The organism is Okeania hirsuta, assembly GCF_003838195.1.
Taxonomy (GTDB): Bacteria; Cyanobacteriota; Cyanobacteriia; order Cyanobacteriales; family Microcoleaceae; genus Okeania; species Okeania hirsuta.
On the sequence record NZ_RCBY01000464.1, the window covers coordinates 1 to 2,775 of the forward strand.

At 34.5% G+C, this 2,775-nt stretch carries 2 protein-coding genes and 1 pseudogene; all 3 read left to right on the forward strand.

Annotated features, from left to right (window positions below; all coding sequences use genetic code 11):
* Nucleotides 1-166 precede the first annotated feature (166 nt).
* Nucleotides 167-682, forward strand: a pseudogene (locus tag D5R40_RS31795) (DUF1995 family protein); the annotation flags it as partial.
* Between the two features lie 303 nt (nucleotides 683-985).
* A complete protein-coding gene (locus D5R40_RS31800; RefSeq protein ID WP_124142791.1) occupies nucleotides 986-1,783 on the forward strand; it encodes a metallophosphoesterase family protein in 798 nt (265 codons plus the stop codon).
* Nucleotides 1,784-1,938: 155 nt separating this feature from the next.
* Nucleotides 1,939-2,625, forward strand: coding sequence for a TrmH family RNA methyltransferase (locus tag D5R40_RS31805; protein ID WP_124142792.1), 687 nt, complete (start codon nucleotides 1,939-1,941; stop codon nucleotides 2,623-2,625).
* Nucleotides 2,626-2,775 lie beyond the last annotated feature (150 nt).

The following is a 2,775-nucleotide window of genomic DNA, read 5'->3' on the forward strand; positions in this document are numbered from 1 at the left end:
CTTTACTTGAAGAAGGCATTCAACCAAAAGTCTTCTTTCCTGATACTGGTGCTGCAGCATTAGCAAGACGAGATTGGCAAGAAGCGCCTTTTAAAGTAAAAGTAGCTTCTTTCCTGATACTGGTGCTGCAGCATTAGCAAGACGAGATTGGCAAGAAGCGCCTTTTAAAGTAAAAGTAGAAGATATTGGCACAAGTAGGTCTCCAGTTGATAGCAAAATTTCACCGGAAGACGAGTTTTTTCTGTTAGTTGCCCTTTCTTCTGTAGAAGTGGCCCAGGCCGAAAAATTGTGTAATCTGGCAGGCGATCGCCCAGTTGTAATGTTAATTCCGAGGTTAGAGGATGTATCTATTGTCGGAATTGGTTATGCAGCACGTCAACTCCGGGAAAGATTTCTTACAACTATTGAATCTTGCTACTATATCAAGTCTTTTGGTGAGGCTGCATTGTATCGTTGTTATCCTTCTCCCTGGCAAGTTTTGCTTGAGGAAAATGGCCAATATAAATTAATTGCAGAGCGATCTGAGAAACCAATGGGAGATACTGTGGAAATGATTTTAGCTGAAGCTACTACTACAGTTAAAATAGATAGCTCTGCTTCTTCTGAGCAAACTACTACTAAACCAAAACGGAAAGGATTTTTAACTGAAATTCAAAAATTCCTGCGTGCTTTAAGTAACTAAATTTTCCGCAGACATGAACTTACTAAAAGTATTTTTCGTCTAAGGTATGCCGACCCCAATTTTACTCGAAGCTACAATTTGTTTCAAATTAGCTACATTCTGGATTTGCCTAAAAATTAGGGTCGGTTTACCTCAGAAACTATGTGATATTATAGATACAAATTAAAGTGAATAATATATTAGATGTTTTAATTAAATTTTCTGACATTAAAATTTAGTATAATAAAGTCTTTTTTGCCTTACTTAATGCAATAAAGTAGATAGAAAAAAACTAGATATTGTAGGAAATCTTTAGAAGTAAAAATGAAGCAGAGACGTATTATAATTGGTGATGTACATGGGCATTATGATGGTCTAATGGTTTTGCTAGAGGCGATCGCCCCTGGAAAAAATGAAAAGGTGTATTTTTTAGGGGACTTAATAGATCGAGGCCCAAAAAGCTCCCAAGTAATAGAATTTGTCAGAAATAGCTCCTATCAGTCTCTCCAGGGAAATCACGAACAAATGATGATTCAAGCTCTTTCAGATAAAGCAGACAAAAAAGGAGCATGGGAAGCTTGGTTTTACAGTGGAGGGAATGAAACGGTAGAAAGTTATAGAGATCAAGGAATTATGCCTTATGAGGATGTAGAATGGATTCGATCACTACCTCTATATCTAGACTTAGGAGATATTTGGTTAGTTCATGCAGGGGTAAATCCAAAACTACCTATTCAAAAGCAAACTTATCATGAATATTGTTGGATTCGCAAAGAATTTCATGGTATTGAAAAACCTTACTTTCCCAATAAGTTAATGATTATAGGTCATACTATAACTTTTACTTTTAATAATGTTGAGCCTGGAGAGTTAGTTCGTGGGGCAGGTTGGCTAAATATTGACACGAGTGCGTATCATCCTCGTAGTGGATGGCTAACAGGATTAGATGTTGATAATAATATTGTTTATCAAGTTAATGTTAATAGTAATGAAACTAGGAAAATGCCTCTAGAAGAACTTGTAAAACCTTATGCTTCCAAGCCAACTTTAAAAAAAATAATGCAAGAACCTTTATTAGCTAAAAAAAAGCACAAAGAGAAACTTAAGGTCAAGAACGATTGATAAAAATAGCAGTTTCTCTTTCAACAATTAATAATTAACAATTTCTTGTAAACTAAGAGGATTGGCTAAAAGGATTGTTTTTATTTTTTCTCTATGAATGTAGAGGCTTTATACCTTAATTTTTCGGTAAATATAAATATTTAGATTAATGCTGAATGCAATTAGAAGAAAAACAACAATTAATTACTTATTTAGGTCAATTTGTTACCCATGCTCGTTGGGAAAAAATAGTATCTGTTTTGCAGCAAAGAACCCGTCATATTACTGTTATTTTAGAAGATATTTATCAACCCCACAATGCTAGTGCGGTACTCCGAAGTTGTGACAGTTTTGGGGTACAAGATGTGCATATTATAGAGAACAAAAATATATTCACAATTACTCAAGGTGTTACTGTTGGTTCAGACCGCTGGTTAACATTATACCGCTATAATCAAGAAGGCATAAATAATACTCAAGAATGTTTAAAAAAATTAAGAAGTGAGGGTTATATTATAGCAGCAACAACCCCCCATACAAAACAAATAACTGTTGAACAATTATCTGTAAATACAAAAGTAGCGTTAATGTTTGGTTCGGAAATTAATGGGTTGTCAGAATATGCTCAAAACAATGCAGATGTATCGGTAAAAATTCCAATGCAGGGATTTAGTGAAAGTTTTAATATTTCAGTTAGTGTTGCTTTGTGTTTATATGATATGACAAATCGTTTGCGACGACAGCATAATAATTGGGAATTAACTGAAACAGAAAAATTAGATTTGGAATTAAATTGGCTGCGGAAATCTATTAAAGCTGGGGAACTTATTGAGAAGAAGTTTTTCAGAGATATTTGTAATTGAATAAGGAAGAAGGAAGAAGTAAGAAGCAAGAAGTAAGAAAGTGTTGAGTTATTTAGGAGGTAGCTGTATTTTGGTATCATTATTATCATTTTCTTTGTGGGTTTAATACCCCACCGTCAACGGGGGTGTTCAAAATTACTTGGGGGAGCG